The 23,800-nt window shown below is 70.7% G+C and carries 22 protein-coding genes; 9 read left to right on the top strand and 13 right to left on the bottom strand.

Annotated features, from left to right (window positions below):
• Nucleotides 1-130: 130 nt before the first annotated feature.
• The gene (locus O7620_RS29735) at nt 131-838 is read right to left on the bottom strand and encodes a M23 family metallopeptidase (protein ID WP_151488615.1); all 708 of its coding nucleotides are present in this window, start codon (nt 836-838) and stop codon (nt 131-133) included.
• Nucleotides 839-1,248: 410 nt separating this feature from the next.
• On the opposite strand from O7620_RS29735, the gene O7620_RS29740 reads away from it, so the two are divergent.
• From O7620_RS29740 to sucD, 3 genes are all read left to right on the top strand, one after another.
• On the top strand, nt 1,249-1,653 hold the full coding sequence (locus O7620_RS29740) for a cobalamin B12-binding domain-containing protein (RefSeq protein ID WP_151488616.1): 405 nt from the start codon (nt 1,249-1,251) through the stop codon (nt 1,651-1,653).
• A 433-nt stretch (nt 1,654-2,086) separates the two neighbouring features.
• Entirely contained in the window at nt 2,087-3,265 is a 1,179-nt protein-coding gene (sucC, locus tag O7620_RS29745; RefSeq protein ID WP_278126429.1) for an ADP-forming succinate--CoA ligase subunit beta, read from the top strand.
• 2 nt (nt 3,266-3,267) lie between these two features.
• Nucleotides 3,268-4,155 (top strand): succinate--CoA ligase subunit alpha, encoded by an 888-nt coding sequence (sucD, locus tag O7620_RS29750; RefSeq protein ID WP_151488618.1) that lies wholly within the window; start codon nt 3,268-3,270, stop codon nt 4,153-4,155.
• 70 nt (nt 4,156-4,225) lie between these two features.
• Here sucD and O7620_RS29755 read toward each other — a convergent pair whose 3' ends face one another.
• Nucleotides 4,226-4,492, bottom strand: coding sequence for a DUF4190 domain-containing protein (locus tag O7620_RS29755; RefSeq protein WP_151488619.1), 267 nt, complete (start codon nt 4,490-4,492; stop codon nt 4,226-4,228).
• Between the two features lie 186 nt (nt 4,493-4,678).
• Here O7620_RS29755 and O7620_RS29760 point away from each other — a divergent pair, with 186 nt between their 5' ends.
• Entirely contained in the window at nt 4,679-6,007 is a 1,329-nt protein-coding gene (locus O7620_RS29760) for a DUF6350 family protein (RefSeq protein WP_278126432.1), read from the top strand.
• A 57-nt stretch (nt 6,008-6,064) separates the two neighbouring features.
• Here O7620_RS29760 and O7620_RS29765 read toward each other — a convergent pair whose 3' ends face one another.
• A complete protein-coding gene (locus tag O7620_RS29765) occupies nt 6,065-6,688 on the bottom strand; it encodes a DUF4190 domain-containing protein (protein ID WP_278126433.1) in 624 nt (207 codons plus the stop codon).
• Nucleotides 6,689-6,714: 26 nt separating this feature from the next.
• Entirely contained in the window at nt 6,715-7,011 is a 297-nt protein-coding gene (locus O7620_RS29770; protein ID WP_278126435.1) for a CD225/dispanin family protein, read from the bottom strand.
• Nucleotides 7,012-7,189: 178 nt separating this feature from the next.
• Here O7620_RS29770 and purN point away from each other — a divergent pair, with 178 nt between their 5' ends.
• Both purN and purH read left to right on the top strand, forming a co-directional pair.
• Nucleotides 7,190-7,810: a phosphoribosylglycinamide formyltransferase gene (gene purN, locus O7620_RS29775; protein ID WP_151488623.1), complete on the top strand. Its 621-nt coding sequence runs from the start codon at nt 7,190-7,192 to the stop codon at nt 7,808-7,810.
• Nucleotides 7,807-9,378 carry a bifunctional phosphoribosylaminoimidazolecarboxamide formyltransferase/IMP cyclohydrolase gene (purH, locus tag O7620_RS29780; RefSeq protein WP_151488624.1) on the top strand — a complete coding sequence of 524 codons (1,572 nt, stop codon included), beginning with the start codon at nt 7,807-7,809 and terminating at the stop codon, nt 9,376-9,378. The genes purN and purH overlap by 4 nt, the downstream gene beginning before the upstream one ends.
• A gap of 100 nt (nt 9,379-9,478) precedes the next feature.
• Here the strand turns inward: purH and O7620_RS29785 are convergent, their stop codons facing one another.
• The 5 genes from O7620_RS29785 to O7620_RS29805 form a co-directional block, all read right to left on the bottom strand.
• The gene (locus tag O7620_RS29785) at nt 9,479-10,516 is read right to left on the bottom strand and encodes a dipeptide ABC transporter ATP-binding protein (protein WP_278126436.1); all 1,038 of its coding nucleotides are present in this window, start codon (nt 10,514-10,516) and stop codon (nt 9,479-9,481) included.
• Nucleotides 10,500-11,528, bottom strand: a complete 1,029-nt coding sequence (locus O7620_RS29790; protein ID WP_278126438.1) for an ABC transporter ATP-binding protein — start codon at nt 11,526-11,528, stop codon at nt 10,500-10,502. The genes O7620_RS29785 and O7620_RS29790 overlap by 17 nt, the downstream gene beginning before the upstream one ends.
• Before the next feature lie 70 nt (nt 11,529-11,598).
• Entirely contained in the window at nt 11,599-12,555 is a 957-nt protein-coding gene (locus O7620_RS29795) for an ABC transporter permease (RefSeq protein WP_151488627.1), read from the bottom strand.
• Between the two features lie 72 nt (nt 12,556-12,627).
• On the bottom strand, nt 12,628-13,566 hold the full coding sequence (locus O7620_RS29800) for an ABC transporter permease (protein WP_278126440.1): 939 nt from the start codon (nt 13,564-13,566) through the stop codon (nt 12,628-12,630).
• Between the two features lie 206 nt (nt 13,567-13,772).
• Entirely contained in the window at nt 13,773-15,374 is a 1,602-nt protein-coding gene (locus tag O7620_RS29805; RefSeq protein ID WP_278126441.1) for an ABC transporter substrate-binding protein, read from the bottom strand.
• A gap of 449 nt (nt 15,375-15,823) precedes the next feature.
• Here O7620_RS29805 and O7620_RS29810 point away from each other — a divergent pair, with 449 nt between their 5' ends.
• Complete coding sequence (locus O7620_RS29810; protein ID WP_151488630.1) at nt 15,824-16,684, top strand: bifunctional methylenetetrahydrofolate dehydrogenase/methenyltetrahydrofolate cyclohydrolase; 861 nt, start codon at nt 15,824-15,826, stop codon at nt 16,682-16,684.
• Nucleotides 16,685-16,779: 95 nt separating this feature from the next.
• Nucleotides 16,780-17,730 carry a malate dehydrogenase gene (locus O7620_RS29815; RefSeq protein ID WP_151488631.1) on the top strand — a complete coding sequence of 317 codons (951 nt, stop codon included), beginning with the start codon at nt 16,780-16,782 and terminating at the stop codon, nt 17,728-17,730.
• Between the two features lie 165 nt (nt 17,731-17,895).
• Here O7620_RS29815 and O7620_RS29820 read toward each other — a convergent pair whose 3' ends face one another.
• Nucleotides 17,896-18,606, bottom strand: coding sequence for an MBL fold metallo-hydrolase (locus O7620_RS29820; protein ID WP_278126445.1), 711 nt, complete (start codon nt 18,604-18,606; stop codon nt 17,896-17,898).
• A 137-nt stretch (nt 18,607-18,743) separates the two neighbouring features.
• Between O7620_RS29820 and O7620_RS29825 the strand changes: the two genes are divergently transcribed.
• Complete coding sequence (locus tag O7620_RS29825) at nt 18,744-19,958, top strand: NADP-dependent isocitrate dehydrogenase (protein ID WP_151491133.1); 1,215 nt, start codon at nt 18,744-18,746, stop codon at nt 19,956-19,958.
• Between the two features lie 279 nt (nt 19,959-20,237).
• On the opposite strand, the gene galT is transcribed toward O7620_RS29825, so the two are convergent.
• The 3 genes from galT to cysC all read right to left on the bottom strand — a co-directional run bounded on the left by galT (nt 20,238) and on the right by cysC (nt 23,777).
• Nucleotides 20,238-21,311 (bottom strand): galactose-1-phosphate uridylyltransferase, encoded by a 1,074-nt coding sequence (gene galT, locus O7620_RS29830; RefSeq protein WP_278126447.1) that lies wholly within the window; start codon nt 21,309-21,311, stop codon nt 20,238-20,240.
• Nucleotides 21,308-22,132, bottom strand: a complete 825-nt coding sequence (locus O7620_RS29835) for a DeoR/GlpR family DNA-binding transcription regulator (protein WP_278127204.1) — start codon at nt 22,130-22,132, stop codon at nt 21,308-21,310. Before O7620_RS29835 ends, galT begins: the two co-directional genes overlap by 4 nt.
• 115 nt (nt 22,133-22,247) lie before the next feature.
• Entirely contained in the window at nt 22,248-23,777 is a 1,530-nt protein-coding gene (cysC, locus tag O7620_RS29840; protein ID WP_151491135.1) for an adenylyl-sulfate kinase, read from the bottom strand.
• Between the last annotated feature and the right edge of the window lie 23 nt (nt 23,778-23,800).

The raw sequence follows: 23,800 nt of genomic DNA on the forward strand, positions 1-23,800 counted from the left end.
GATCCGTCCTTAAATATGATCATGGCGGCTCGTGTCGTCGGTCACAGTCGGCGGTGTGGCCCAGGTGACATCCGGCACGAAAAACCGCCCGGATCTGTCGATCCGGGCGGTCAACGGTCGTTACGCACCGTCAGGAGGCGGCTACCTCGCTGTAGATTGCCTCGACTTGCAGCTTGATGTCCACTCCGTGGTCCTGGAGGAACGTCACCGGGTCGACCGGCTGGCCCTTGACATGGATCTCAAGGTGCAGGTGGACGCCGTAGGCGTGGCCGGTCTGGCCCACGAGGCCGAGCTGGTCACCCGCCTTGATCTGCTGCCCCTCCTTGACGCTGACCGCGGCGGAGTGGCCGTAGATCGCCTCGCTGCCGTCGGCGTGCTGGACGATCACCGCGTTGCCGTACCCGCCGAACCAACCGGCCTTGGTGACCACGCCGTCGTGGACCGCCACGTACGGCGTGCCCTCGGGGACGACCAGGTCGACGCCGGTGTGCATCTTGCCCCAGCGGACCCCGTAGGGAGAGTTGAAGTCGTAGCCCTGCAACGGCAGCAGCCAGACCTCGGGCTCGGCGGCGTCCTTGCCACGGCCGTCCCGGGAGGCGCGGTCGGCGTTGTCCGCACGGGCCGCGGCGTCCTGGCTGGTGACCGACGCCTGCTTGAGCTCGTCGAGAACCGACGGGCTGACGTCCTTGGCGTCCGGCAGGGCGCTCGCGCCGAGCGCGACGATGCCGGCTCCGACGAACGCCGTGGTGACGACCGCGGCGTAGCGGCTGCGGGGTGGGGTGGGTACGCGGCGGCGACCGCGATATCGATCGGGCTCAGACGACAGGCGCTGGCGCACGCACACCCTCCGTTGTCGGGGTTCCGAGGCGGCCGGTGGACGTTCGTGAAGCTCCGGTGAACGTCCGCTGATCGCGTCATCACCCGTCCATGGACCTGATGACAACCGAGGACACGTTAGCCAACCACCAGGCGAGTCACAAGCCAGAGCGCCGAATTGGCGTGTCGATCTGTCCGTTTGCGTCCATGATTGTCATGCATCGCGACGTCGAACGGTGCCCTCGTTACTGCCCGTTCGTCGCCGAGCGTGACCGGTCCGGCGGAGTCGTCCGGCTTGACGGCGCGGTCTGTCGGGCCCCGCTCGGAGTCGACCGGGTCGAGCGGGTTGCCGGCCCGGATTTCCCGGGCCCGGTCGGCCGGGTTACCGTTCGTTCAGGTGAAGGCCGTGGAGCCGGTGAAAGGTGTGCGCTGATGAGCTCTCGTATTCGGGTCGTCGTCGCCAAGCCAGGCCTGGACGGCCACGACCGGGGCGCCAAGGTTGTCGCGCGTGCCCTTCGTGACGCCGGCATGGAGGTCGTCTACACCGGCCTGCACCAGACCCCCGAGCAGATCGTGGAGACCGCGATCCAGGAGGACGCCGACGCGGTCGGCCTCTCCGTGCTGTCCGGTGCGCACATGACGCTCTTCCGCCGGGTCCTGGAACTGCTCGGCGAGCGGGACGCCCGCGACATCGTCGTGTTCGGTGGCGGCATCATCCCGAACGACGACATCCCCGAGCTGGAGAAGCTGGGCGTCGCCAAGATCTTCACGCCGGGGGCCACCACGCAGGCGATCGTCGAGTGGGTCCGGCAGAACGTGGCGCAGCCGGTCGCCTGAGGCGTACCGGCTCGGGTCGTCGGGCGAGTCCGGGCACGGGGGAGGGGCCGGACGCACCCCTCACACGTCCGGCCCCTCTATGCACGATGCCCCGCCGCCACCCCTCGACCGACAGGGCATCGGCCGTCTCCCGTCATCACGCTGAATCAGCGCTCCGACACCTGACTCAACGACGCCCCGACGGGCGGGTTACGCACCCCCGGCAACATCGCCCGGACGGTTGACGCGGCACGTGCCGCGCCCGAAACCGGCCCCACGGGCTGCCGGGTTGTGCATTACCGCACACCGCGCACCCGCTCGGTTGCCGGCGGTGCCCACCTCGCTAGGCTGCGGCCAATGGCCTGTGTCAAGTGATGGCAGGCGTCAAACTGTTTTTCTGAACGCTGGTGGCGGCGCGACGGCGCGCCGCGGAGACGGGACGGGACGCGCAATCGTGGACCTGTACGAGTACCAGGGGCGGGACCTGTTCGAGCGGCACGGCTTGCCCGTGCTTGCCGGCGGCGTCGCCACTACCCCCCAGGAGGCCCGCGCGATCGCCGAACGCCTCGGCGGTCGAGTGGTCGTCAAGGCGCAGGTGAAGGTCGGCGGCCGAGGTAAGGCCGGCGGCGTCAAGCTGGCCGAAGGCCCGGATGAGGCGGTGGCCAGGGCCACCGACATCCTCGGCATGGACATCAAGGGTCACACCGTCCACAAGGTCATGATCACGGTGACGGCGGACGTGGCCGAGGAGTACTACTTCTCGTACCTGCTCGACCGGGCGAACCGCACCTTCCTCTGCATCGCCAGCGTGGCCGGCGGTATGGACATCGAGCAGGTCGCCGCCGAGACCCCGGACCGTGTGGTCAAGGCTCCGATCGACGCGAACACCGGTGTCGACGAGGCCAAGGCGCGGGAGATCGTCGCCGCCGCCGGGTTCCCGGCCGAGGTCGCCGACCAGGTGGTCGAGATCGCCGTGGGCCTGTGGCAGGCGTTCGTCGCCGAGGATGCCACCCTGGTCGAGGTCAACCCGCTCGCCAAGAACGGCGACGGGCGGATGCTGCTGCTCGACGCCAAGATCAGTCTGGACGAGAACGCCGCGTTCCGGCACCCGGACCACGAGGCCCTGGTCGACCAGGCCGCCGTGGACCCGCTGGAGCAGGCCGCCAAGGCCAAGGACCTCAACTACGTCAAGCTCGACGGCGAGGTCGGCATCATCGGCAACGGCGCGGGTCTGGTCATGTCGACCCTCGACGTGGTCGCGTACGCCGGTGAGCGGCACGGCAACGTCAAGCCGGCCAACTTCCTCGACATCGGCGGCGGCGCGAGCGCCGCGGTCATGGCGAACGGGCTGGAGATCGTGCTCTCCGACCCGGCCGTGAAGAGCGTCTTCGTCAACGTCTTCGGCGGCATCACCGCCTGCGACGAGGTCGCCAACGGCATCATCCAGGCGCTGGCCCTGCTGGAGCAGCGCGGCGAGCAGGTCACCAAGCCGCTCGTCGTCCGGCTCGACGGCAACAACGCCGAAGCCGGCCGGGCGATCCTGGACGGCGCGAACAACCCGCTCGTGCAGCGGGTGGACACCATGGACGGCGCGGCCGAGCGGGCCGCCGAGCTGGCAGCTGCGGGGGTCTGATCATGGCTATCTGGCTGACCAAGGACTCGAAGGTCATCGTCCAGGGGATGACCGGTTCCGAGGGTTCCAAGCACACCCGGCGGATGCTCGCCGCCGGCACCAACGTGGTGGGCGGCGTCAACCCGCGCAAGGCGGGCCAGAAGGTCGACTTCGACGGCACCGAGCTGCCGGTCTTCGCGTCCGTGGCGGACGCCATGGCCGAGACCGGGGCCGACGTCACGGTCATCTTCGTGCCGCCGCAGTTCACCAGGGCAGCCGTGGTCGAGGCGATCGACGCCGCGATCGGCCTGGCCGTGGTGATCACCGAGGGCGTGCCGGTGCACGACACCGCCGCGTTCTGGGCGTACAACCTGGCGCAGGGCGAGCGGACCCGGATCATCGGGCCGAACTGCCCGGGCATCGCCTCGCCGGGCGCGTCCAACGCCGGCATCATCCCGGCCGACATCACCGGCTCCGGCCGGATCGGCCTGGTCAGCAAGAGTGGCACGCTGACCTACCAGATGATGTACGAGCTGCGGGACATCGGCTTCTCCACCTGCGTCGGCATCGGCGGTGACCCGATCATCGGGACCACCCACATCGACGCCCTGGCGGCGTTCGAGGCCGACCCGGAGACCGACGCGATCGTGATGATCGGCGAGATCGGCGGCGACGCCGAGGAGCGGGCCGCCGAGTTCATCAAGGCGAACGTCACCAAGCCGGTCGTCGGCTACATCGCCGGCTTCACCGCGCCCCCCGGCAAGACCATGGGCCACGCCGGTGCGATCATCTCCGGCTCAGCCGGCACCGCGGAGGCGAAGCAGGCGGCCCTCGAAGCCGTCGGCGTCAAGGTCGGCAAGACGCCGACCGAGACCGCGAAGCTGATGCGGGAGATCATGTCCGGCAACTGAGCCGGCCAGGCGGCATCGAAGAGGGGGTCGACCGGAGACGGTCGGCCCCCTCTCGTCGTGCCGCACCCGCTCAGTCGTTGTTCCAGAACGGGTAGTTGCCGGTGAGACGCAGGATCGAGCCGCCGATGATATTGATCACGCCGAACACGATGGCGAGGTATCCGAGCACCGGCGACTGGCCGTAACGGCGGGCGTCGCGGATGGACAGGTAGCCGAAGACGATGCCGAGGATGCCGCAGCAGATCAGGCCCAGCACGATGCCCAGCACGCCCCAGAGCGTCGTCCGGTCCCGTCCCTGGGCCGGTGGCGGCGGGGGCGGCGGGTATGCGGTCGTCACAGCTACCTCCGGACGGTCGTGAGCGGCGGGCTGACCCGGGCCGACCCGGATGGCGGCGACGGCCACCCCCTCTGGGCCGACGCTAGACCGGAGCAGGCGTCCCGGACCGAGGTTCGTTCAACTCGCCGCCTTTCGGGGCGGGTTAACGGACTGCTCCCGCCCGCGCGACGTGCCAGAGTAGAGCGGATGTCCCCCGTCACCCCTGACCGTCCCAGCCGTCCCGGCGGTGTGCGCGCCGACGACCGGCCGGTCGACCGCGCCACACCGGGCCGACGGGTGCCCGCGCAGCGCCTCGGCGGGCCGCCGCGTGGGCGGGCGCCGCTGCCGGTCGCCGCGGGGGTGGCCGCCGGCTGGGCCGCCCTCACGTCGTACCTGCCGGTCGCCATCGTGCTCGCCCTGGTCCAGTTCGGCGCGGACGGCGCGACCCTCGGTGGTGCCCTGCGCACCGCGCTGGCCGGCTGGCTGGTCGGGCACGGCGTGCCGCTGCGCACCGAGGCCGGCCCGTTCGGGCTCGCCCCGCTCGCGCTCACCGTCCTCGCGATCTGGCGGCTCACCCGGGCCGGCGTGCACGTGAGCCGCGCGATAGGCGCCCGGGACACCCGCTCACCGCGCCGGGCGCTGCTCGCCGCGGGCGCGGTCGGCATCGCGTACGCGCTGCTCGGCACACTCGCGGCCGTGCTGGTCGGCGCGGGCGGCCCGGACGCGTCCCTGGTCCGTGCGGCGGCCACCTTCGCGGCGGTCGGCACGCTCGCCGCGCTGGTCGGCGCGACCCGGATCACCGCCGTCACCGGTGTGCTCGCCGCCCGGATGCCGACCCGGCTGCGCGACGGCGTACGCACCGGGCTGGTGGCCGGGCTCCTGCTGCTCGGCGCGGGCGCCGGTGCGGCCGGGCTGGCCGTGGCCACCGGCGGCGGGGACGCGGCCGACATGATCGGGGCGTACCGCACCGGGGTGGCCGGGCAGGCCGGGATCACCCTGGTCAGTGTGGCGTACGCGCCGAACGCGGCGATCTGGTCGAGCAGTTACCTGCTCGGGCCGGGCTTCGCGGTCGGCACCGACACCGCGATCCGGACGAGTGAGGTGTCGGTCGGCGCGCTGCCGGCCGTACCGCTGCTCGCCGGCCTGCCGCGCGGCCCGGTGGACGGCCTCGGTGCCCTGCTGCTCGCGGTGCCGGTGCTGGCCGGGATGGTGGCCGGCTGGCTGCTGGCCCGTCGGACGGCCCGGCACGTCGGGCCGGAGCGGGTCCGCAGTGGTCGGGTCGACGCCGAGCACGGCCGCGAGCGCGCCCCGAGGCGTTGGGCCGACCTGCTGGTGCCGGCGGCGCTGGCCGGGCCGGTGGCCGGCGTGCTGCTCGGCGTGGCCGCCGAGGTCTCCGGCGGCCCGCTCGGCGCCGGCCGACTCGCGCAGCTCGGGCCGGTGGCCTGGCAGGTCGCCGCCGTGGCCACCGGTGTCATCGCGGTCGGTGCGCTGCTCGGCGCCGCCGCGACCCGGGCGCTCACCCGGTCTCCCGCTTAGTAGACGAGCGCGGGGCGCCCCGAGACGATCCGGAGCGCCCCGTCGGTACCGAGCCCGTCAGGGCTGGGTCGGCAGCGCGACGTTCGCCACGATGCTCAGGATGATCAGCAGGATGCCCAGTCCGACGCCGACCGCACCGCAGATCAGGCCGGCCTTGGCCTGCCCGGCGTTGCTGGCCTGGCCCTGGGTGACCTTCTGCCGGGCGAGGTAACCGGTCACCACGCCCGCGATGCCGACCGGGATGCCCAGGTAGAGGCAGCAGACCAGCGGGATCGACGCGATGCCGAGGATCATCGACACCAGGCCGAGGGTGTTGTTCTGGCCCTGGGCCTGCGGGTAGCCGGCGTTCGGGTACGTCGGAGCGCCGTACGGGGGCTGCTGCTGGCCGTACGGGTCCTGGTACGGCTGCTGCTGACCGTACGGCTGACCCGAGGTGGGCTGCTGGCCGTACGGCGCCTGCGGTGCCGCGTACGGGTCCTGCGGCTGCTGACCGTAGGGCTGCCCGGAGATCGGCTGCTGGCCATACGGGGCGGCCGGCGGCTGGCCATACGGGGCGGCCGGCGGCTGGCCGTACGGCGCGGCCGGCGGCGGGGCGTACGGGTCGTGCGGCGGCTGGGGCGCGGTCGGGTCCTGGTTGGGCTGCTGGCCGTACGGGTCCTGACCGGGGTTACCGGGCTGCATTCGAAAAGCTCCTTGGACTGGTTCCGTCAGTTACTGCTGCTGTTCCCACCCATGATCGCGCCCAGACCACCCAACGCACAGCACAGCAACACGACGACATACCACCCGATGCCCACGATAAGGGCCCACTTCGACCATTTCCGCGACTCCGCGGCGGCGGCCTGGGCACCGGCGTAGTCACCCTGCTGAAGCAGCGGGTTGACCTTCGACGCGCTGATGATGGCCGGGATGGCCAGCGGCCAGAAGAGGAAGATGGCGACGATCGACATCGTCATGTTGTTGTTGATCGGCGGCTGCTGCTGGGGGTGGGTACCGGGCTGCATGGGGGTGCTCCTCATTCCGACGGCACGGCCGCCGTGCCGGATCAGTGACAGGGGTGCGGGCCGGCACGGTGTCCAGCCCGAGCGAGCGGCAGCGTATCGGGTCGATGCCCGCCGGCACTGTCAAAGATCGGCACCGCCCAGCCGGAGGGCGTCCTGACCTGCCCGATAGGGTGGCCCGGTGACCGAGCCCGCGTCCGCCGCCCGCATCGTCGTCCTCATCTCCGGCTCCGGGAGCAACCTCCAGGCGTTGCTGGACGCCGCCGCCGACCCCGCGTACGGCGCGCAGGTGGTCGCGGTCGGCGCGGACCGCGACGGCATCGCGGGCCTGGACCGGGCCGAGGCCGCCGGCGTGCCGACGTTCGTCGAGCGGGTCCGCGACCACGACACCCGGGACGACTGGGATGTGGCGCTCACCGCGCACGTCGCGAAGCACCAACCCGACCTGGTCATCTCCGCCGGGTTCCTCAAGCTGGTCGGCCCGCACTTCCTCACCGCGTTCGGCGACCGCTACCTGAATACCCACAACACGTTGCTGCCGGCGTTTCCCGGCATCCACGGCCCACGGGACGCCCTCGCCTACGGCGTGAAGCTCACCGGGGCCACCCTCTTCTTCGTCGACGCGGGCATGGACACCGGGCCGATCGTCGCGCAGGTCGCGGTGCCGGTGCTCGACGACGACGACGTGGACGCGCTCACCGAGCGCATCAAGGAAGCCGAGCGCCGCCAGCTCGTCGAGCAGGTCGGTCGCCTGGTCCGCGAAGGCTGGACCATCACCGGAAGGAAGGTCACGGTTCCGTGAGTCCCACTCAGGACGGGCGCCGCCCGATCAGGCGGGCGCTGGTCAGCGTCTACGACAAGACCGGGCTGGTCGAGCTGGCCCAGGCCCTGCACGCGGCCGGCGTGGAGATCGTGTCCACCGGCAGCACGGCGGGCACCATCGCCGCCGCCGGTGTGCCGGTGACGCCGGTGGAGACGGTGACCGGCTTTCCCGAGGTGCTCGACGGCCGGGTGAAGACGCTGCACCCGAAGGTGCACGCGGGCCTGCTCGCCGACCTGCGCAAGGACACCCACGTGGCGCAGCTCGACGAGCTGGGTGTGGCGGCGTTCGACCTGCTGGTCTCCAACCTCTACCCGTTCCAGGCGACCGTGGCCTCCGGCGCCGGCGTCGAGGAGTGCGTGGAGCAGATCGACATCGGCGGGCCGGCCATGGTGCGGGCCGCCGCCAAGAACCACGCCTCGGTCGCCGTGCTCACCGACCCGGCCGGGTACCCGGCGCTGCTCGCCGCGCTCGGCGAGGGTGGCTTCACCCTGGCCCAGCGTCGCGCGCTGGCCGCCCGGGCGTTCGCCGACATCGCCGAGTACGACGTGGCGGTCGCCCGGTGGTGCGCCCAGGAACTGGCTCCCGCCGACGACTCGTGGCCGCAGTTCGCGGGGCTGGCGCTGCGCAAGTCGACCGGGCTGCGCTACGGCGAGAACCCGCACCAGCCGGCCGCGCTCTACACCGACCCGGACGCCCCGGCGGGGCTGGCCCAGGCCGAACAGCTGCACGGCAAGGAGATGTCGTACAACAACTACGTCGACGCGGACGCCGCCTGGCGGGCCGCGAACGACTTCGCCGACCAGCCGGCAGTGGCGATCATCAAGCACGCCAACCCGTGCGGCATCGCGGTCGGCGCGGACGTGGCCGAGGCACACCGCAGGGCGCACGCCTGCGACCCGGTGTCGGCATTCGGCGGCGTGATCGCGGTCAACCGGCCGGTGTCGGTCGAGATGGCCCGGCAGGTGGCCGACATCTTCACCGAGGTGGTGGTCGCCCCCGGCTTCGACGAGGGCGCGGTCGAGGTGCTGCAGGGCAAGAAGAACATCCGGCTGCTGCGCGCGCCCGCGTGGACCCCGGCGCTGGTGGAGCTGCGGCAGGTGACCGGGGGTGTGCTGGCCCAGGTCGCCGACCGGGTGAACGCCCCCGGCGACGACCCGGCGAACTGGCGGCTGGCGACCGGCGAGGCCGCGGACGAGGAACTGCTGCGCGACCTCGCGTTCGCCTGGCGGGCGGTCCGCGCGGTGAAGAGCAACGCGATCCTGCTGGCCCGCGACGGTGCCACCGTCGGCGTCGGCATGGGTCAGGTCAACCGGGTCGACTCGGCGCGGCTCGCGGTCAGCCGCGCCGGCGCCGACCGGGCGAGGGGTTCGGTCGCGGCGTCGGACGCGTTCTTCCCGTTCGCCGACGGCCCGCAGATCCTCATCGACGCCGGCGTCCGCGCCATCGTGCAACCCGGCGGCTCGATCCGCGACGAGGAGGTCATCGCAGCGGCCAAAAAAGCCAACGTGACGATGTACCTAACGGAAACCCGCCACTTCTTCCACTAACGAAGTCCCCCGTCGATCATGGAGTTGTGGTGCCTCACAAAAGGGGCTCCAGCGGCTGAACCGCCCACCACAACTCCATGATCGACGCGAACGTGCGGGCCTACGCCGCGGGGGTTGCCGGGCGGAGTTCGGCGAAGTGGCAGGCGGACGGGTGGGGGTCCGCGGCGCGGGGCACCGTCTGCGGGTCTTCCTTGGCGCAGATGTCCTGGGCCTTCCAGCAGCGGGTGCGGAAGTGGCAGCCGGACGGCGGGTCGGCCGGGCTGGGCACGTCCCCGACCAAACGGATCATGTTGCGCTGGTCGCGGACCTCCGGGTCCGGCACCGGCACGGCCGAGAGCAGAGCCTGGGTGTACGGGTGGGTGGCCCGCTCGTAGATCTCGTCCTCGGTGCCGATCTCGACGATCCGGCCCAGGTACATGACCGCGACGCGGTCGGCGATGTGGCGCACCACGGACAGGTCGTGGGCGATGAAGATGTACGACAGCCCGAACTCGTCCTGCAACTGCTCCAGCAGGTTGATCACCTGGGCCTGGATGGAGACGTCGAGGGCGGACACCGGCTCGTCGCAGACGATCACCTCCGGGCGTAGCGCGAGGGCGCGGGCGATGCCGATGCGCTGGCGCTGACCGCCGGAGAACTGGTGCGGGTACCGGTTGATGTGCTCCGGGTTGAGCCCGACGACGTCCAGCAGCTCCTGGACCCGCTTCTGCTTGCTGCCCTTCGGCGCCGCGTCGGGGTGGATCTCGAACGGCTCGCCGATGATGTCGCCGACGGTCATCCGCGGGTTCAGCGAGGTGTACGGGTCCTGCATGACCATCTGCATGTTGCGGCGCAGCCGGCGCAGCTCGGACCCGGAGGCCTTGAACAGGTCCTTGCCCTCCAGGGTGGCCCGCCCGGAGGTGGGCGTCTCCAGGCGCATCAGCAGCCGGGCGAGGGTGGACTTCCCGCAGCCGGACTCGCCGACCACGCCGAGCGTCTCGCCCCGGCGCAGCTCGAAGCTCACCCCGTCGACGGCCTTGACCGCGCCGATCTGCCGCTGGAACAGCACGCCCTGACTGATCGGGAAGTGCTTCACCAGGTTGTCGACGGAGAGGATGGTCTCGCCCCGGACCTTGGTGGAGCTAGCGGGCGCTGTCATCACGGACCTCCTGCGCGAAGTGGCAAGCGCTGGTCCGGCCATCGCCGAGGACCAGGTCGTGCGGTACCACGTCCACGCAGACCTGCTGGACGTACGGGCACCGGGGGTGGAACGGGCAGCCGGACGGGATGCGCATCAGGTTCGGCGGCAACCCCTTGATCGTGGACAGCTCCTGGCCGCGCACGTCCATCCGCGGGATCGACTCCAGCAACCCCTTGGTGTACGGGTGGGCGGGCGCCTTGTACAGCGAGCGGACGTCGGCGTGCTCGACGATCCGGCCGGCGTACATGACGGCGATCCGGTCCGCGACGCCGGCGACGACTCCCAGGTCGTGGGTGATCAGGATCATCGCCATGTTGAGGTCCCGGCGCAGGTCGGCCAGCAGGTCCATGATCTGGGCCTGCACGGTGACGTCGAGCGCGGTGGTGGGCTCGTCGGCGATCAGCACCTTCGGGTCCAGGGCCAACGCCATGGCGATCATGACGCGTTGCCGCATGCCGCCGGAGAACTGGTGCGGGTAGTCGCCGATCCGCTTCGCGGCGCCCGGGATCTTGACCAGGTCCATCAGCTCGATCGCACGACGGCGGGCGTCGCCACGGGACATGCCGGCGCGCTGGCGTAGCGTCTCGCCGATCTGCCAGCCGACCGGGAACACCGGGTTCAGTGCGGAGAGCGCGTCCTGGAAGATCATCGCGATCTCCTTGCCGCGGACCTGCCGGCGCTGCTCCTCGGAGCCGGTGAGCAGGTCCTGACCCCGGTAGAGGATCTGGCCGGAGCGGACGAACGCGGGCGGCGTGTCCAGGATGCCCATGATCGCCTGGGCGGTGACGGACTTGCCGGAGCCGGACTCACCGAGCACCGCCAGGGTCTCCCCGGCATCCAGGTGGTACGACACGCCGTTGATCACCCGGGCGACACCCTCGTTGGTCCGGAACTCGACGTGCAGGTCCCGCAGCTCCAGCAGGTGGCCGTCCGCCGGGGTGGCGGAGGCGGGCGTGGGTTCGACGGTCATGGCTGTGCCTGCCTTTCGCTCACGACTGCGGGGCTCGCTTCGCTCACTCCTCGCGCTCGCATGGAGTTGATCACCGCAGCTTCGGGTCGAAGGCGTCACGGATCGCGTCGCCGAGCATGATGAACGCCAGCACGGTCAGCGCGAGGAAGGCCGACGGGACGATCAGCGGTGTCGCCGCCTCCCGCATGTGGATGCGACCGGTGTCGATGTCCTGGCCCCACGAGATCGTCGGGGACTTCAGGCCGATGCCCAGGAAGGACAGCGTCGCCTCGGCGGCGATGAACGAGCCGAGCGCGATGGTCAGCACGACGATGGCCGGGGCCAGCGAGTTCGGCAGGATGTGCCGCCACATGATCCGGCCGTTGCCGGCGCCGAGCATCCGGGCCGCCGCCACGTAGTCCTGCTCCTTGGCGGTGATCACCGAGGACCGCACCACCCGGGCGGCGGTGGTCCAGCCCAGGATGGCCAGAACGAAGATCACCGCGGCGATCCGGGCGCTCGTGCTGTCGCTGGACACCCGCTTGAGCAGCACGATCGCGGCCAGCAGCAGCGGGATGCCGAGCACCACGTCGATCACCCGGGAGAGCACGGCATCGACCCAGCGGCCGAAGTACCCGGCCAGCATGCCGACCACCAGCGCGATGATGCCGGTGCCCAGCGCGGCGAGCGCGCCGACCAACAGCGAGGCCCGCGTGCCGTAGACCGCCCGGGAGTACGTGTCGCAGCCCTGGAAGTCGTACCCGAAGATGGCCCCGCCGGACGGCCCGGCGTGCTGCCGGGAGAGCAGGCAGTCGTTCGGGTTGTTGGCGGTGAACACGCCCGGGGCCAGTGCCATCAGCGTGAAGATGACGACCAGCGTCAGCGAGATCCAAAAGATCGGGTTGCGGCGCAGGTCGCGCCAGGCGTCGCCGGCCAAGCTGCGCGGCTTGTGCGGTGCGCCGACCTGGTTGGGTGTCCCCGGCTCGCCCGAGGGGCCCCGCCGTGCGGCCTGGTTCTCGCTGGCCGCCACAGTCTCGAAATCACTCATGCCGGCACCTCGCTGCGCGCGATGCTGGCCTGCGAGCCCAAGCACGCTGCGCTGATGATTCGTTCGCTGCGCTCACTCATAGCGGATCCTCGGGTCGAGTACGGCGTACAGGACGTCCACCACCAGGTTCGAGACCAGGTAGACCACGACCAGCACGCTGACGATGCCCACCACCAGGGGGCCGTCCTCGGTGCGGATGCCGCGGAAGAGGTTGAAGCCCACGCCGGGGATGTTGAAGACGCCCTCGGTGATGATCGCGCCGCTCATCAGGTTGCCCAGTTCCACACCGAGGAAGGTGACCACCGGGATGAGCGAGTTGCGCAGCACGTGGACGGTGACGATGCGGCGCTTGACCAGGCCCTTGGACCGGGCGGTCCGGACGTAGTCGGCGCGCAGGTTCTCCGCCACCGAGGTACGGGTCAGCCGCAGCGCGGTGGCCAGCGACAGCGAGCCGAGCACGATGCCCGGCAGCAGCAGCGCGTAGAACGTCGGCTGGGAGCCGGCGGTGGGCGGGAAGAGTTGCCATTTGACGCCTAGCAGGTACTGAGCCAGCGGCGCCAGCACGATGGTCGGGATGCCCAGCACCAGCAGGGTCAGCACCAGGGTCGAGTTGTCGAAGATGCTGGCCCGCCGGATGCCGGCGACCACGCCGGCGGTGACCCCGAAGATGATCGCCACGGCGAGCGCGATGAGCGCGAGCTTGACGGTGACCGGCCAGGCCGCCTGCAGGATGTCGCCGATCTGGCGGCCGGTCAGGGACTGGCCGAGGTCGCCCTGGAGCAGGCTCTTGACGTAGTCCAAGTAGCGGTAGAAGAACCCGCCGACGCCGGTCGCGTCGAGGTGGTACTTCTCCGTCAGGTAGGCCCGTTGGGCCGCCGTCACCGGGCGTTCGCCCGCGAGGGCCTGGATGGGGTCGCCCTGGCCGGCGAACATCAGCGCGTAAACGATCAGGGTGGTCCCGAAGAACGCCAGGACCATCTGCAGTAGGCGCCGCAGGATGTAGCGGAACATGCTTAGCAGTCTCTCCGGAAATGTGCGAAAGGGTCGCAGGACGGCATCTCTGGTCGTACCCGAAATGTCTGGCACGTGCCGTCCGGCCCGGGGGAGGCCGGCACCACTCGTTCCGGGCCCCGCCTGCGCGGGACCCGGCCGGGACAGCGCGGTCCGGGCCACCCGGGGCGTCGTCGCCCCGGGTGGCCCGAAATCCGTAGGTCAGCTCAGCTGGCCGCTTCGATCTTGATGAGGTTGACCCGCTGGAACAGGTCCATCTCCACGTTCTTGACCTTGGTCGAGTGGCCGAACACGTTCTGGCCGAAGCGCAGCGGGATCGTCGGCATGTCCTTGGCCAGGATGTCCTCCGCCTGCTGGTACTTGGCGATCGCCTCGGCCTGCGTCTTGGCGGCGGAACCCTCCTTGACGAGCTTGTCGAACTCCGGGTTGCTGTAGCCGTAGTAGTTCGACGAGCCGTTGGTGCTGTACAGCGGGCCGAGGTAGTTCTCCATGCTCGGGTAGTCCATCACCCAACCCAGCCGGAAGGCGCCCACCGGCTGCTTGGCCTTGACCTTGGTCAGCAGGTCGGCGAACTTCGGCTCGGCGACACCGACGGCGTCGACACCCAGGTTGGCCTTGAGCTGGTTGACCGTGGCGTCGACCCAGTCCTTGTGGCCGCCGTCGCCGTTGTAGGAGATGAGAATCTTGGACGGGCCGCCGGCGGCCTGGTAGAGCTTCTTGGCCTCGGTCGGGTTGAACTCGCCCGCCTTGCCCGTGGTGTTCTCCCGGTAGCCCGGCAGGACCGGCGAGACGAAGGAACGCGCCGGCGTCTGCGAGCCCTTGAAGACCGACTTGGTGATCTCGTCACGGTCGATCGCCATCGAGATCGCCTTGCGCACGTCCGGGTTCGCGAAGTTCTTGTCGAACGTCGGGAACGCCAGGAACTGGAACGACGACATCGGACTGGTCTGGTACCGGTCGCCCAGGTCGGTCGGCGCGCTGCTCAGGCTCTCCGTCGGCAGGATCGGCAGCACGTCCAGGTTGTCCGCCAGGACGTCCGCGTAGGCCGCGGTGAGCTGCTGGTAGATCCGGAACTCGATCTCCTTCACCTTGGGCTTCTCGCCCGGGTACGCGTCGTAGCGCTCGACGTTGATCTTGCTGTCGTGCTGCCACGTGCCCTTCATCTTGAACGGGCCCTGCCCGATCGGCGCCTGCTCGTAGGAGTCCTTGAGCACGCCCGGCGCGGAGAACGCGGCGTCCGGCATCGGCAGGAACGCGTTGTAACCGAGCATCGACCGGAAGTCGATGTACGGGTCGGAGAGCGTCACGGTGAAGGTGAGGTCGTCGACCTTCTTCAGGCCGGACATCTCCTTGGCCTTCGGCTTATCGCCCTGCAGGTCGGCGTAGCCAGCGATCTTCTCGAAGAAGTAGTTGCTGTCCTGGCCGTTCGGGGCGTACGCGCCGTAGTTCCACGCGTTGATGTAGTCCTCGGACGTGACCTTCTCGCCGTTGTGGAAGGTGTAGCCGTCCTTGAGCTTGATCGTCCAGACCTTGTTGTCGGACGAGGTGACCGACTGCGCGGCGACCTCGAACGGCTTGTTCTGGGCGTCGTAGTCGACGAGCGGGGCGAACAGGCCAGCGAGCACCTGCGCACCGTTCGTCTCGGCGGTGTTGGTGGGAACCAGGTGCTTCGGCTCGCCGATCTGGATGCTGACCGCCGAACTGGTGCTGCCGCCGGATCCACCGTCTCCGCCGCTGCCGCAGGCCGCGAGGCCCAGCGTCACCGCGAGCGGGAGGGCGGTCCAGGCGGCGAGTCTACGAACTCGCATTGGAACCTCCTCATCTCCTCACGCTGCGCAGTCAGGCCCGACGCTGGGTTTACGCTGCGCAACAGGGGGCAAGGGTATGTTGATGTCCCGGCCGTCGACAACGGCCGGGTTGCGGATGCGTTGGTTCGGCAGGCGCCGTGCTTGCGCGGTGCCGCAGTGCCGTGCTATCGCAAGCCGCATTGCATTCTCTGAGCTGCCAGATTGGCGGCAAGTAGGGGGCTCATTGTGCTCTGCTGGGCCGGACTCAGCGCCCACTGCCGCATCGCCCGATCTCAGCCCCTCGCGCACCGTCTGACCGTTTCGACGGTGACCGGTCACACAGGTATATCACTCATAGTGATGAAGCGCACTTCACTCTGAGTTACCGATTGGCGTGTGGCTGGGGTCTCGCAAGGCATCCAGAGTGAGGTCGTCGGAACGTTAGGCGCTGGACATGAGACGATCGGGTCGTGACGGCGACGCTTCTGGACGGCAAGGCAACCGCGGCGGAGATCAAGGACGAGCTGCGGATACGCGTGAAGGCACTCGCGGAACGCGGCATCGTCCCCGGGCTGGGCACGGTCCTGGTCGGTGCGGACCCGGGCAGTCAGGCGTACGTCAACGGCAAGCACCGCGACTGCGCCGAGGTGGGCATCGCCTCGATCCGCCGGGAGCTGCCCGCCGACGCCACCCAGCAGCAGGTCGACGACGTGATCGCCGAGCTGAACGCCGACCCGGCCTGCCACGGATACATCGTCCAGCTGCCACTGCCCGCCCACCTGGACACCCAGCGCGTGCTCGAGCTGATCGACCCGGACAAGGACGCCGACGGCCTGCACCCGGTCAACCTGGGCCGGCTCGTCCTCGGCTACGACGGTCCGCTGCCCTGCACCCCGCGCGGCATCGTCGAGCTGCTCCGCCGCCACGACGTCGCCCTGCGCGGCGCCACCGTGGCAGTCGTCGGCCGGGGCAACACCGTCGGCCGCCCGCTCGGCCTGCTGCTCACCCGGCGCAGCGAGAACGCCACCGTCACCCTGTGCCACACCGGCACCCTCGACCTCGCCTCGCACACCCGTGCCGCCGACATCGTCATCGTCGCGGCCGGCGTACCGGGCCTGCTCACCGCCGACATGATCAACCCGGGCGCGGTGGTGGTGGACGTCGGCATCACCCGGGTGATCGGCCCGGACGGCAAGGGCCGCTACACCGGCGACGTCGACCCGGAGGTGGCCGAGACGGCCGGCGCGCTGGTGCCGATGCCCGGCGGTGTCGGTCCGATGACCCGCGCCATGCTCCTCACCAACGTCGTGGAGCGTGCCGAGCGCGGTTGAGGTGTAGGGCCGTAACCGTCCGCCCCTGGCCCGATCGGTGCCAGGATGACTGATACGGTCCGGAAAACCGACTGGTATCAGGGAGTGGGACGACCATGGGTAAGAAGGTCACTGTCGTCGGGGCTGGCTTCTACGGCTCCACCACCGCACAGCGCCTGGCCGAGTACGACGTCTTCGACACCGTTGTGATCACCGACATCGTGGAGGGCAAGCCCGCGGGCCTCGCGCTCGACCTCAACCAGTCGCGGGCCATCGAGGGCTTCGAGACCAAGGTCGTCGGCGTGACCACCGGCCCGAACGGCGAGGGCTACGAGGCCATCGAGGGCTCCGACGTCGTCGTGATCACCGCTGGCCTGCCGCGCAAGCCGGGCATGAGCCGGATGGACCTGCTCGAGACCAACGCCAAGATCGTGCGGCAGGTCGCCGAGAACGTCGCCAAGTACGCCCCGAGCGCCGTCGTCATCGTGGTCTCCAACCCGCTGGACGAGATGACCGCGCTCGCGCAGCTCGCCACCCAGTTCCCGAAGAACCGGGTGCTCGGCCAGGCCGGCATGCTCGACACCGCCCGGTTCAGCAACTTCGTCGCCGAGGCGCTGAACGTGCCGGTGGCGTCGGTCCGCACGCTGACCCTGGGCTCGCACGGCGACACCATGGTCCCGGTGCCGTCGAAGAGCACGGTCAACGGCAAGCCGCTGCGCGACGCGATGCCGGCCGAGCAGATCGAGGAGCTGGTCGTCAAGACCCGCAACGGTGGCGCCGAGGTCGTCGCGCTGCTCAAGACCGGTTCGGCGTACTACGCGCCGTCCGCGGCCGCGGCCCGGATGGCCAAGGCTGTCGCCGAGGACTCCGGCGAGGTCATGCCGGTCTGCGCGTGGGTCGACGGTGAGTACGGCATCTCCGGCGTCTACCTGGGTGTCGAGGCCGAGATCGGTGCCGAGGGCGTCAAGCGCGTCGTCGAGACCGACCTGGACGCCGACGAGCGCGCCAGCCTCCTGGAGGCCGCCGAAGCCGTCCGCGCCAAGCAGGGCGACATCTCCAGCATGTAATTCCCGAACCACCGCATCGCGGAGGGGCGCGCCGGCAAGCCGGCGCGCCCCTCCGCGCTCCACCCCCACCCGCCCACCCACCCACCGGTCTACCCACCGTTGATCATGAGGTTAGCGGGGGTGATGGGGATCAACGACCTCGTTAACCTCATGATCAACTGGCCTTCAGGGCGCCTGGTCCTCCTCATGGGCGTACGCCAGGTCCGGGTCGACGAGTTGCACCATGTGCACCAGCAGGTCGCCGGTGAGCAGCATCCGGTCGTCGACCGAGCTCACGAGCACCGACTGGTGGCCGGGCGTGTGGCCGGGGGTGGGCAGCAGTCGTACCGCCGGGGTCAGGGTTGTCGCACCGTCGACCACCCGGAGCTGGCCGGCGGCGCGCAACGGCGCGATCAGGCCGGCCGGCAGCCCCGGGTTGATGGACTGGGCGGCGTCGAGTTCGGCGCGCTGCACCAGATAGTCGGCGTTCGGGAAGTAGGGCCGGCCCGGTGCGCCGGTGACCGCCCAGCCGATGTGGTCGCTGTGCAGGTGGGTCAGCACCACCGTGTCGACGTCGGCGGGGTCGATGCCGGCGGCGGCCAGTTCGGCGGGCAGCCGGCCGGGTACGGGTGCCCAACTGGCGGCGGGCGCGTCGGCCGGGCCGATGCCGGCGTCGATCAGGGTGACCGGCCCGTCGCCGGAGCGGACCGCGAAGCTGCGGAACGTCAGCCACCACTGCCCGTCGGCGGTCACCGAGGCCGGGTCGCGCCGGTCGGCCTCCGCCCACTGGGCCGCCGTGGCGTGCGGGAACGCCTGCGTCCGGGGCTGGAAGAAGGCACCCTCGGAGTCGGTGAGGGCAGTGACCGTGATAGACCCGAGGGTGCGGCTCACTGGCATCGGGCGATGATGCCAAGCATTTCCGCGCTGCGCAGCCCGGTTTCCGCCGGCCGGTCGAGGCCGGCTGGGGGCTGCCGGCCCAATTGCAGTACGCTCGTACTGCTTGAGCACGTGTCCCCCGAGAGGAGCGCCGGCCGATGGCGAAGATCAAGGTAAACAACCCGGTCGTGGAGCTCGACGGCGACGAGATGACCCGGATCATCTGGAAGCAGATCCGGGAGCAGCTGATCCTGCCCTACCTCGACGTCGACCTGCACTACTACGACCTGTCGATCCAGCACCGCGACGAGACCGACGACCAGGTCACCGTTGACGCCGCCAACGCCATCAAGGAGCACGGCGTCGGCGTCAAGTGCGCGACCATCACCCCGGACGAGGCCCGGGTGGAGGAGTTCGGCCTGAAGAAGATGTGGCGGTCGCCCAACGGCACCATCCGCAACATCCTCGGTGGCGTGGTCTTCCGCGAGCCGATCATCATGTCCAACGTGCCGCGGCTGGTCCCCGGCTGGACCAAGCCGATCATCATCGGCCGGCACGCCCACGGTGACCAGTACAAGGCCACCGACTTCGTCGTTCCCGGCCCGGGCACGGTGACCATCACCTACACCCCGGCCGACGGCGGCGCGCCGATGGAGATGGAGGTCGCCAACTTCCCCGGCGGTGGCATCGCCATGGGCATGTACAACTACGACGAGTCGATCCGGGACTTCGCCCGGGCGTCGTTCCGGTACGGGCTGGACCGCAACTACCCGGTCTACCTGTCCACCAAGAACACCATCCTCAAGGCGTACGACGGCCGGTTCAAGGACATCTTCGCCGAGGTGTTCGAGACCGAGTTCAAGGACGAGTTCGCCGCCGCCGGCATCACCTACGAGCACCGGCTCATCGACGACATGGTCGCCGCCGCGCTCAAGTGGGAGGGCGGCTACGTCTGGGCCTGCAAGAACTACGACGGTGACGTGCAGTCCGACACCGTCGCGCAGGGCTTCGGCTCGCTGGGTCTGATGACCTCCGTCCTGCTCTCCCCGGACGGCCGTACCGTCGAGGCGGAGGCCGCGCACGGCACCGTCACCCGGCACTACCGGCAGTACCAGAAGGGCGAGAAGACCTCGACCAACCCCATCGCGTCGATCTACGCCTGGACCCGGGGCCTGGCCCACCGGGGCAAGCTGGACGGCACGCCGGCGGTCACCGAGTTTGCCAACACCCTGGAGCAGGTCATCGTCGACACCGTCGAGGGCGGCCAGATGACCAAGGACCTCGCGCTGCTCATCTCGCGCGACGCCCCGTGGCTGACCACCGACGAGTTCATGAACGCGCTCGACGAGAACCTGGCCCGCAAGCTCGCCTGAGCCGGCAGATACCACAGCACCGGAGCCCGTCGGCAGGTGTCGGCGGGCTCCGGCGTGTCCAGTGCTCGACACACGGCCTCGGCGTCACCGCGCCCGGCGCGCCTCGTTGACCAGGGTGGACGAGATGCCAGTCGCGTCCAGGAAGGTTGACTTCGGTCGCCTCGCGGCAACGCCTGCCGATCAGCCAGCCTTCCCGGCTGTGTCGTGCACAGCCAGCCGTCCCTTCCCTGCGGGGGGCCCTGTCCCGGGCCCCCCGCGCCCTGTTTCCCGCCGGGGGGGTCAGGCGGCGCGCAGCAATTCGGCGGCCCGCTCCGGCGAGATGTCGTTGATGAAGACACCCATCCCGGACTCGGAGCCCGCCAGGTACTTCAGCTTGTCCGTGGCCCGCCGGATGCTGAACAGCTGCAGGTGCAGGTGGCCCAACTCGCGGTCGACCCGCACCGGCGCCTGGTGCCACGCCGAGATGTACGGCATCGGCATGTCGAACAGCCCGTCGAAGCGGCGCAGCAGATCCAGGTAGAGCGGCCCGAAGGCGTCCCGCTCGCTGTCGCTGAGCGCCGGGATGTCCGGCACCACCCGGCGTGGTGCCACGTGCACCTCGAACGGCCAGCGGGCCGCCGCCGGGACGAACGCCGTCCAGTGCTCGTTCTCGGTGACCACCCGGTCGCCGGAGGCGCGTTCGGCGGCCAGCACGTCCGCGTACAGGTTGCCGCCGGTCCGCTCGGCGTGCCGGCGGGCCGCGGCCAGCAGCGCCCGGGTGCGCGGCGTCACGAAGGGGTACGCGTAGATCTGCCCGTGCGGGTGGTGCAGCGTGACACCGATCTCCACGCCCCGGTTCTCGAAGCAGAACACCTGCTCGACGCCCGGCAGCTCGCCGAGCACCTCGGTCCGGTCGGCGAGCGCGTCCAGCACGGTGCGGACCCGGCTCGGGGGGAGGCTGGCGAACGAGGCGTTGTGGTCCGAGGTGAAGCAGACCACCTCGCACCTGCCCAGGCCGGGGCGGACCGGTGTGAACGGCGTGATCTCCCCGGGTTCGTCGGCCACCCGTCCGCTCAGCGACGGGAACCGGTTCTCGAAGACGACCACGTCGTAGTCGGGGGCCGGGATCTCGGTCAGCCGGTCACCGACGGACGGGTCGAGCGGGCACTCGTTCGCCGGCGGGAGAAAGGTGCGGGTCTGCCGGTGCACGGCCACCGCCACCCATTCGTCGGTCAGCGGGTCGTAGCGCAGTTGGGAGGTGGGGGGCGGCGGCGGCAGGTCGCGGCGGTCCGGCTGGTCGCGTACGGCGTCGTCGCGCTCGTCGAAGTAGATCAGCTCCCGGCCGTCGGCCAGGTCGATCGCGGTGCGCTTCACGGCGCCGTCCCCTCACTCGTCGGCGTGCGCGTCGCGCGGCCCGCCCCCGTCGCCTTCACGATGATCAGTTCACCCACCTGTTCGTCGAGTACCCGTCGCGCGGGCGGAGGCAACGCCTCGTCGCTGACCAGTACGTGTGCCGCCGCCAGCGCGACGATCGAGGAGATGCCCACGGTGCCCCACTTGGTGTGGTCGGCGAGCACCACCAGCCGGTCGGCCGCCGCCACCAACGCCCGGTCGGTCTCCGCCTCCATGAGGTTGGGGGTGGTGAAGCCGGCCCGTGCGGTGATGCCGTGCACGCCCAGGAAGAGCAGATCCAGGTGCAGCGTCCGGATGGCGTCGACCGCGAGGGGGCCGACCAACGCGTCCGACGGTGTGCGTACGCCGCCGGTGAGCACGACCGTCTGGTCCGGTCGACCGCCGGCGTGCAGGATCTCGGCCACCGGCAGGGAGTTCGTCACCACGGTCAGGCCGGGCACGTCCACCAGCCTCCGGGCCAGCTCGGCGGTGGTGGTGCCGGCGGACAGCGCGACCGCCGCGCCGGGCCGGACGAGCTGTGCCGCCCGGTCGGCGATGGCCGCCTTCTCCGCCAGTTGGCGGACCGACTTGGCGTGGAAGCCGGGCTCGTCGGTCGAACTCGGGCCGGCCGTCGTGGCGCCGCCGTGCACCTTGGCCAGCAGGCCGCGCTCGTGCAGCGCCTCCAGATCGCGCCGGATCGTCATGTCGGAGACGCCGAACTCGGTGGCCAGGTCGGTCACCCGGACACCGCCGGCGGACCGGACCCGCTCCAGGATGGCCGTCTGCCGCTGCTGAGCGAGCATCTGCCGTGCCTCCCCGGGGTCCACACGTACTCTCACGCGGTCGAACGTGTTCCAACAAAGATGAACACTAGCGCGTGGCGGGTACCGGCGGAAGAAACGGGGGTGCGACGACGCCTCAGCTGGAGGGGATCTTCAATTCGACCCAGCCGGTCTCGGTCAGGTGGCTCAGCACCGCCTCCACCGCCTCCGGCACGCTCACATCGGTGGTGTCCAGCACCAGATCGGCGTCCGTCGGCACCTCGTACGGGTCGTCGATACCGGTCATCCCGGTGAGCAGGCCGGCGCGGGCCCGCGCGTACAGGCCCTTACGGTCCCGCTGCTCGCACACCTCCAGCGGGGTGGAGACATGCACCAGCACGAAGCCCGCCCCGGCGGCCAGGGCCATCTCCCGGGCGGTGGCGCGGGCCGCCGCGTACGGGGCGATGGGGCAGCACACGGCGACCCCCCGGTGTCGGGCGATCTCGGCGGCCACCCAGCCGATCCGGCGGACGTTGAGATCCCGGTCGGCCTTGCTGTAGCCCAGCCCGGCGGAGAGCTCCCGGCGCACCACGTCCCCGTCGAGCAGGGTCACCGTCCGCTCGCCGCTCTCCCGCAACGCGTCCGTCAGCCCCCGGGCCATGGTCGACTTGCCGGAGCCGGAGAGCCCGGTCAGGAAGACCACCAGCCCGCGATGCCGGCGCGCCGGACGGGCCTTGGCCAACTCCTTCGCCACCGCCGGCGGGGTGTGCCACTCCGGCAGCGGGAAACCCCGGTCGAGCAGATCGTCGATCTCATCCTGGGTCAGCGCGAGGCGACGGTTGCGCGGCGGGATGTCCTCCCGCCACCGCCACTGCCCGTCCCGGTTGTCGTACGCCAGCTCGCGCGGCACCAGCACCCGCAGCCCGGCACCGGAGAGCATCTCACCGGTGGAGAGCAGGTGGGTGACCCCGTACGCGGCGGAGACCCGGGCGCGCAGCAGCGCGTCGCTGATCTCCTCCCGCCGGTGCGACAACGGCACCGCGACCAGGGTGGCGGGCGGCATCCGGTCCCGGGCGGCGAAGATCGTGCGGACCAGCGCCTCCGGGGTGAGCCCACCGACCCCGCCCTCACCGACCGGGATCATCACCAGCAGGTGCGCGGCCAGGGTACGGGCGGCGTGGGCGATCTGGGCGAGCTGCGGCCGGTGCAGGGGCCGGTCGGCGATCACGCCGAGCACCCGGCCCGGGGGCAGCAGCGCGCGCACCTCCTCCGGGCTGCGGCGCAACCGATGGAACGGGCCGTGGCCGCCGTCGCCCAGCCGCCGGACCTGGCCACCGACGCCGGCCACGCCGTCGCGCACCGGCCAGACGTCCGACACGTCCAGGCCGGCGACGGGCGCGCCCTCGCCGTCGGTCAGCACCAGCGCCCGGCGGGCCGGGTCGCGGGGATCGAAGCCCTGGGCCAGCGCGGTCGGCACCTGGAGGGTCACCGCGACCTGCCACGGAGTGCCGTCGGCCAACCGGCCACGGCGGCTGACCGAGACCAGGTCGGCGCGGGTCATGAAACCGGTCAGCGGGGCGTACGCGCCGGTCAGCAGCAGCTCAAGATCCGCCAGCTCACCGGGACGCGGCGTGTACGCCGGCGCGCCCCGGAGCACCTCGTCGGGCAGCACCCAGCCGTTGCTCATCCACACCCCCCACTCGCTGACCG

Source organism: Micromonospora sp. WMMD710, from assembly GCF_029626045.1.
Lineage (GTDB): Bacteria > Actinomycetota > Actinomycetes > Mycobacteriales > Micromonosporaceae > Micromonospora.

Excerpts from the sequence above, each read along its gene's own strand:
- O7620_RS29770 (WP_278126435.1), bottom strand. The coding sequence starts at position 7,011 with ATGCAGCCCGGTACCCACCCCCAGCAGCAGCCGCCGATCAACAACAAC.
- O7620_RS29825 (WP_151491133.1), top strand. The coding sequence starts at position 18,744 with ATGGCGAAGATCAAGGTAAACAACCCGGTCGTGGAGCTCGACGGCGAC.
- O7620_RS29820 (WP_278126445.1), bottom strand. The coding sequence starts at position 18,606 with ATGCCAGTGAGCCGCACCCTCGGGTCTATCACGGTCACTGCCCTCACC.
- O7620_RS29815 (WP_151488631.1), top strand. The coding sequence starts at position 16,780 with ATGGGTAAGAAGGTCACTGTCGTCGGGGCTGGCTTCTACGGCTCCACC.
- O7620_RS29785 (WP_278126436.1), bottom strand. The coding sequence starts at position 10,516 with ATGACAGCGCCCGCTAGCTCCACCAAGGTCCGGGGCGAGACCATCCTC.
- O7620_RS29805 (WP_278126441.1), bottom strand. The coding sequence starts at position 15,374 with ATGCGAGTTCGTAGACTCGCCGCCTGGACCGCCCTCCCGCTCGCGGTG.
- O7620_RS29800 (WP_278126440.1), bottom strand. The coding sequence starts at position 13,566 with ATGTTCCGCTACATCCTGCGGCGCCTACTGCAGATGGTCCTGGCGTTC.
- O7620_RS29835 (WP_278127204.1), bottom strand. The coding sequence starts at position 22,132 with ATGCTCGCTCAGCAGCGGCAGACGGCCATCCTGGAGCGGGTCCGGTCC.
- cysC (WP_151491135.1), bottom strand. The coding sequence starts at position 23,777 with ATGAGCAACGGCTGGGTGCTGCCCGACGAGGTGCTCCGGGGCGCGCCG.
- O7620_RS29740 (WP_151488616.1), top strand. The coding sequence starts at position 1,249 with ATGAGCTCTCGTATTCGGGTCGTCGTCGCCAAGCCAGGCCTGGACGGC.
- O7620_RS29790 (WP_278126438.1), bottom strand. The coding sequence starts at position 11,528 with ATGACCGTCGAACCCACGCCCGCCTCCGCCACCCCGGCGGACGGCCAC.
- O7620_RS29795 (WP_151488627.1), bottom strand. The coding sequence starts at position 12,555 with ATGAGTGATTTCGAGACTGTGGCGGCCAGCGAGAACCAGGCCGCACGG.
- O7620_RS29765 (WP_278126433.1), bottom strand. The coding sequence starts at position 6,688 with ATGCAGCCCGGTAACCCCGGTCAGGACCCGTACGGCCAGCAGCCCAAC.
- O7620_RS29760 (WP_278126432.1), top strand. The coding sequence starts at position 4,679 with ATGTCCCCCGTCACCCCTGACCGTCCCAGCCGTCCCGGCGGTGTGCGC.
- sucD (WP_151488618.1), top strand. The coding sequence starts at position 3,268 with ATGGCTATCTGGCTGACCAAGGACTCGAAGGTCATCGTCCAGGGGATG.